A 6,318-nucleotide genomic window follows, 5' to 3' on the forward strand; every position below is an offset into this window, starting at 1 on the left:
TGCTGGCGGCGTGGCGGCAGCGCTCCGAGCGCGAGCGGGCGCGCCTGCGGCATGCCGACGCGGTGCTGCGTGCCGCCCATCCGAGGCGGCGCGTCGCCCAACTGCGCGACCGCCTCGCATCGCTCGCACCGCGTCCGCAAGCCGGCATCGCGCGCCGGCTGGGCCACGACGCGCTGCGCCTGCGCGCGCTGGCGCGTTCGCTGGAGGCGGTCAGCCCGCTGGCCACGGTGGCGCGCGGGTATGCGATCGTGCGCCACGACTCCGGGCGGGTGGTGAGAAGCGTGCTGGACACGGCGCCCGGCGATGCACTCGAGGCGCGCGTCACCGACGGCTGGCTGAAGCTGCGTGTCGAGGGCTCGCGTCCGGAGTGACCGCTGCGGAAGCGGCCTGGGCGGTGCCTGCCCTCTTTACCTTTGCAGGAGCGGGGTGAGCCGCGGTCCACCGCGTCAGCCCCACGACTGGCGCGGTCGCGTGCAGGGTGCGGAAGGTCGCGTAGACGACCCCGCGTTAACCCGCCCTGGGCCAGCCTGCTCCCCGGAGGTGCCCATGCCCGTGCTCAAGAAGTCCTACCCCTACTACCTGGCCAACCGCCCGGTCCCCGCCAACACCGACCTGGAGGTCCGTGACAAGTACAGCGGCAAGCGTGCCACCCGCGTGGCGATGGCCGATGCCGCGACGGTGCGCAAGGCAATCGTGGCCGCGCACAAGGCGCGGGGTGCGATGGCCGCCATGCCGCCGCACGCCCGCCGCGACGTGCTCGAGCACTGCGCGACGCGTTTCGAAGCGCGCCAGGAGGAACTGGCGATTGCGTTGTGCATAGAGGCCGGCAAACCGATCCGCGACGCGCGCGGTGAGGTCACCCGCCTGATCGAGACCTTCCGCATTGCCGCCGGCGAGGCCACCCGCATCGGCGGTGAGGTGCTGGAACTGGCCATCAGCGCACGAACCGAGGACTACCGCGGCATGACCCGCCGCGTGCCGATCGGCGTGTGCAGCTTCATCACCCCGTTCAACTTCCCGCTCAACCTGGTCGCGCACAAGGTCGCGCCCGCCATCGCCGCAGGCTGCCCGTTCGTACTCAAGCCGGCAGCCAAGACCCCGATCGGTGCGTTGATCATTGCCGAAGTGCTCGCCGAGACGGACCTTCCCAAGGGCGCATTCTCGGTGATGCCGTGTTCCAACGCCGATGCCGCGCAACTGGTCGAGGACGAGCGCATCGCCCTGCTGAGCTTCACCGGCGGCCTGGTCGGATGGGAGCTGAAGGCACGCGCGGGGCGCAAGAAGGTCACGCTGGAACTGGGCGGGAACGCCGCCTGCATCGTCGATGCCGACCCCGGCGCCTCGCTGGACCACGTGGTTGAACGGCTGGTCTCGGGTGCCTATTACCAGAGCGGGCAGAGTTGCATCAGCGTGCAGCGGATCCTGGTGCACGCCGATGTCCACGACCGGCTGCGACGCAAGCTCAAGGCCGCCGTCGCCAGGTTGCGGACGGGTGATCCGCGCGAGGAAACCACGTTCATCGGGCCGATGATCGACGAGGACGCGGCCAAGCGCGTGGAGCGCTGGATCACGGCAGCCCGCAAGGCCGGCGCCAAGGTGCTGGCAGGCGGCCCCCGCGACGGCAACATGCTGCCGGCCGCACTGCTGGAAAAAGTGCCGCACGACGCGGACCTCTATCGCCGTGAGGCGTTCGGCCCGGTGGCGATGATCGAGCCGTTCGATGACTTCGATGCCGCCATCGCCACCGTCAACGACAGCGACTTCGGGCTGCAGGCCGGCGTGTTCACCGCCCGCCTCGACCACGCGATGCGTGCGTGGGACCGGTTGGAGGTCGGCGGCGTTGTGGTCGGGGATGTCCCGAGCGTGCGCGTGGACAACATGCCCTACGGCGGCGTGAAGCAGTCCGGGCTCGGCCGGGAAGGCGTGCGCTGCGCGATCGAGGACATGACCGAACCGCGGCTGCTGGTGATCCGGGACCCCCTGCGCAAGTAGCAAGTAGGCGTTCCAGCCGTGGGCAACGCTCGCATGCCCGCCGACCCACCAGGGGGGGGCAGCGGCCGCCCGCTCGGACTACATCCCCAGCCCCGACGCCACCGCGTTGGCCGTGGGCGATTCGGCGGGGTGGCCGAACAGGTAGCCCTGCCCGTGTGCACACCCCAGCTCGCGCAACGCGGTGCGCTGGGCTTCGGTCTCCACGCCCTCTCCGATGGTGTGGATCCCCAGGGTGCCCGCCAGGGCCTGGATCGCACGCACGACCGCAACCGATTCGGGGCGGCTTGCGCCGGTCAGGCCGGCGACGAAGCTCTGGTCGATCTTCAGGCATTCGATCGGGAACCGGTGCAGGTACGACAGTGCCGAGTAGCCCGTTCCGAAGTCGTCCAACTGGGCGAGGATGCCGTGGCCGCGCAACTGCTCCAGAGTCCGCAGGGCGCGCGGCACGTCGTCCAGCAACGCGACCTCGGTGATCTCGATCCGCAGCCGGGCGGGATCGGCGCCACTGGACTCCACCAGCCGCATCAGGCGGTCGGCGAAGTCGCCGGCGCGGAAATGCCGCGGCGAGACGTTCATCGACACGTAGCCGGTGCCGCCCTGTGCCAGGCGATCGGCGACCTGGCGGTAGAGGATCCAGTCGACCTCGTCGATCAACCCGCTGTGCTCGCCCACGCCGATGAAGGCCCCGGGCAGCAGCATGCCGCGGCGCTCGTGCCGCCAGCGCAGCAGCGCCTCATGGCCGATCACCCTGCCATCGGCCAGCCGCACGATGGGCTGGTAGAACGCCATGAACCCCTCGCCGTTGATCGCCCGGCGCAGGTCGGCCTCCAGGTCCAGGATCTGCCCGGCCTGCTCGCGCATGTGCTCGTCGAACACCGCCCAGCGGTCACGGCCCGACGCCTTGGCGCGATACATCGCCGCGTCGGCGTCGCGCAGCAGTTCCACGCCGCTCTGGTAACGCGGCTGCCACATCGCGATGCCGATGCTGGCCGAGGGAAACACCTCGCGCCCCGCCACCCAGCACGGCTGGCCCAACGCGACGATGATGCGCTGCGCCAGCTCCTGCGCGGACGACAGGCCGTCGATGTCCTGCACCAGCACGGCGAATTCGTCGCCGCCCAGGCGGGAGACCGAGTCACCCCCGCGCACGGCCGAGACGATGCGCCGCCCCGCTTCGACCAGCAGCTCGTCGCCTGCCGAGTGGCCCACGCTGTCGTTGACCAGCTTGAAGCGGTCCAGGTCCAGGAACAGCACCGCGAAATGGCGCGACACGTCCTTTCGCGCCCGCGAGATTGCATCGCCCAGGCGGTCCAGCAGCTGCGCGCGATTGGGCAGGCCGGTGAGTGCATCGTGCCGGGCCTGGTGGGTCAGCTTCTCCTCGGCGCGCGTGCGCTCGCCGATCTGCTCCATCAGCTCGGAATTCGCGCGCGCCAGCTCGCGCGTGCGTGACTGCACCCGTTGCTCGAGTTCACCGTGCGCCGCCAGCAGCCGGTCCTGCGCCTGCTTGCGTGCCAGGCCGATGCTGATGTGGTGGGCGACGAAGGTCAGCAGTTCCTGGTCCCGCGGGCTGAACACCACGTCGGGCGAGTAGCTCTGGACCGCGATGACGCCGACCACGTCGTCCTCGCGCATCAGCGGGACGCCCAGCCAACAATGGGCCAGCGTGCCGTGGCTGCGCGCCGCGCCGCACGCCTGCAGCATGTCGACCTGCGAGCGGTCGGCGAGCAGCGGATTGCCATTGCGCAACACGTACTCGGTCAGGCCCGCCGACAGGCGCCGTGTTTCCCGGCGCGGGTCGCGTTCGTCGATGGAGTACGGGAACTCGAGCCACTCCCCGTCCTCGGACACCAGTGCGATGTAGAAGTTGCGCGCGTACAGCAGCTCGCCCACCACCTCGTGGACGCGTGCATAGAAGTGTTCAAGCGTTTCGGATGTCATCGACATCTCGGCGATGCGGAACAGCGCGCGCTGCAGTTGCTCGGAGCGGTGGCGCTCGACGATCTCGGCCTGGAGGTGGCGATTGCTCTGCTGCAGCTCCTGGGTGCGTTCCTCGACCCGGCGTTCGAGCTCCTCGCGCGCCTGGTGGCGGTCCAGCGCGGTCAGGATGTGCTGGGCGACGAACGACAGCAGCGCGCGCTCCTCCTCGCCGTAGGTTTCATCGCGGTCGTAGCTCTGCACCACGATCGCGCCGCAGACATGGTCCTCGCGCTTCATCGGCACGCCCAGCCAGTCGCGGCTGTCGGGCCCGTGCCGCTCGTCGAAGGCCACCCCCAACCGGCGGCGCACCTCGTCGGACGAGCCCTGCACCGGTTCGCCGTGGTGCAGCAGCGCCAGGGTCAGGCTGTTGGGCATGTCTTCGCCATTGATCTCCTTGTCGGGCTGGGCCACGAAGGTGTCGAGGCGATCGGCGAAGTACAGGAAGCGGAAACTGTCGACGACATCGTCGTAGAGCACGATGTAGAAGTTCTCGGCGTACATCAGGCCGCCAACGACGCCGTGGATGCGCCGCAGCATCCCGGACATCTCCATGTCCGAACCGGCCAGGTCGGCGATTTCGTAGAGCGCCTGCTGCAGGCGCTCGGACTTCTCCAGCTGCTCGGCGCGGGCGTGCGCGCGTGCGCTGGCGATGTAGGACTCCACGACCCGCTGGGCCATGCTCGACCACGCGTCCATGGACTGCGGCGCGAGTGGCTCGGGCAGCTGGGCGGCGATCACCACCGGGGTCCCGTCCTGCGTGGTCCAGGACAGCCCGACGCTGCAGGAGTCCTCCGGCGTGGCGGCCGAGCCTCCCCACAGTGCCTCGACCGTGTCGCGAAGCTCGCCGCGCACGTCACCGCAGTCGGACGCGACCACGCCGCCCCCCGCCTCCTTCCAGCGCACCGAGACGCTCGAGCCCGAAGGCAGCGCCCGCTGCAGGACGCCGGCGAGCGGATCCATGAACGGCACCCGTTCCCGGATCGAATCCATCGTCCCCGTTGCCGTGACGTGCCCCAAGCCGTTCGCCCCCTGTCGCCGGCGCGAGCATACCGCGCCGCGCCCCCGGCCAGCCCGGATGCGGCCGGAGGCGACCCTTTCCACCCCGCTGGCGCGTTGGTTCGGGGATGCTGACACCCGTCCCGACTGCCACCCCTGCCCCGCGCCCGGACCCTGCGCCGCGCGCCGGTGGCTTTCCGCCGGCAACGTCGACCCGTACCCTTGCGTCGATGGATGCCGTCCCCGACCCCGCCGTCGCGCCTGCCCCGGAGCCGGCCGACGAGGTGCTGATGCAGGCCTGGATAGGCGGCGACGTACTGGCCTTCGAGCAGCTCTATGCCCGCCACCGCGCGCCGCTGTACCGCTTCCTCCTGCGCCACACCCGTGATGTCCCGTTGGCGGAGGAGATCTTCCAGGACACCTGGCAGCGGGTGATCGGGGCACGCGGCGGCTGGGCCCCCGAGGCCGCGTTCAGTGCATGGCTGTTCCGCATCGCCCACAATCGCCTGGGTGACCACTGGCGCGCGCTCAAGCACCGCCCTGCCGCGCCGGGCGATGCCGACCTGCGTGCAGCGCGCATCCCGGACCCGACCACGCCCGAGCGGGAGCTCTCGGAGTTCGAGCAGCGCCGGCGCCTGCAACGCGCGATCGAAGACCTGCCCGACGAGCAACGCGAAACCGTGCTGCTCCGGCTCGAACAGGAACTGAGCCTTGAGGAGATCGGGCACGTCACCGGCGTTGGGCGCGAAACCGTGAAATCCAGGCTGCGCTATGCGATGGACAAGCTGCGCGCGAGGCTCAACGAATGACGACCCGCCCACCCGGACATCCCGAGCGCGACCCCCTGACCCCCGAAGAGCGGGAGATGGCCGCGCGGCTGGCGCGGCTGGGTCCCCACGACGGACCATCGGCTGTGCTGGACGCCCGCATCATTGCCGCTGCGCACGCCGCCGCCAGCGATGACGCCGGCGCCGCGCCGGCGCCGCGACGCCGCGGCGTTCGGCGCGCCCTGCTGCTGCCGGCCGGGTGGCTCACCGGCGTCGGCCTGGCGGCTTCGATGGCACTGGTGCTGGGCGTGGCCTGGCAGCTGCGACCACCGCCGACGGTGGTTCCCGCGCGGGGAGAGGCACCCCTGGCCGACGGCGGTTTCGTTCCCGCGCAGCCGGTCGCATCGGCCCGGCCGCGGCTGATCGCGCCGCCCGCGCCGCCAAGCGAGCCAAGCGAGGCCGGACCTGCCCGACGCGTCGTCCCGGAGGCGTCCGAAACGCCGGTCGGGGCAACCCAGAGCCGCACGACCGACGAGGCGGACATGGCCGGCTCCAGTACCGATCGCGCGGCCGATGCCGCGCCCGC

The 6,318-nt window shown here is 71.0% G+C and carries 4 protein-coding genes and 1 pseudogene; 4 read left to right on the plus strand and 1 reads right to left on the minus strand.

Features of this window, described 5'->3' with window-relative positions:
* Together ACJQWL_RS13840 and ACJQWL_RS13845 are read left to right on the plus strand one after the other, a co-directional pair.
* The coding region (locus ACJQWL_RS13840; RefSeq protein ID WP_411300970.1) for an exodeoxyribonuclease VII large subunit at positions 1-371 on the plus strand (371 nt) is incomplete at its 5' end.
* A 181-nt stretch (positions 372-552) separates the two neighbouring features.
* Positions 553-1,992 (plus strand): aldehyde dehydrogenase family protein, encoded by a 1,440-nt coding sequence (locus tag ACJQWL_RS13845; RefSeq protein ID WP_330969962.1) that lies wholly within the window; start codon positions 553-555, stop codon positions 1,990-1,992.
* 78 nt (positions 1,993-2,070) lie between these two features.
* On the opposite strand, the gene ACJQWL_RS13850 is transcribed toward ACJQWL_RS13845, so the two are convergent.
* On the minus strand, positions 2,071-4,929 hold the full coding sequence (locus ACJQWL_RS13850; RefSeq protein ID WP_330969960.1) for an EAL domain-containing protein: 2,859 nt from the start codon (positions 4,927-4,929) through the stop codon (positions 2,071-2,073).
* A gap of 266 nt (positions 4,930-5,195) precedes the next feature.
* Between ACJQWL_RS13850 and ACJQWL_RS13855 the strand changes: the two genes are divergently transcribed.
* Together ACJQWL_RS13855 and ACJQWL_RS13860 are read left to right on the plus strand one after the other, a co-directional pair.
* A complete protein-coding gene (locus ACJQWL_RS13855; RefSeq protein ID WP_330969959.1) occupies positions 5,196-5,774 on the plus strand; it encodes an RNA polymerase sigma factor in 579 nt (192 codons plus the stop codon).
* Positions 5,771-6,318: pseudogene (locus ACJQWL_RS13860) on the plus strand (hypothetical protein); the annotation flags it as partial. The gene ACJQWL_RS13855 and the pseudogene ACJQWL_RS13860, both read left to right, overlap by 4 nt.

It is taken from the genome of Novilysobacter viscosus (assembly GCF_046600715.1).
Classification (GTDB): Bacteria; Pseudomonadota; Gammaproteobacteria; order Xanthomonadales; family Xanthomonadaceae; genus Lysobacter_C; species Lysobacter_C viscosus.

What these genes read in the sequence shown, in the direction of transcription:
- ACJQWL_RS13855 (WP_330969959.1), top strand. Translation starts at nt 5,196, where the DNA reads ATGGATGCCGTCCCCGACCCCGCCGTCGCGCCTGCCCCGGAGCCGGCC.
- ACJQWL_RS13850 (WP_330969960.1), bottom strand. Translation starts at nt 4,929, where the DNA reads ATGGATCCGCTCGCCGGCGTCCTGCAGCGGGCGCTGCCTTCGGGCTCG.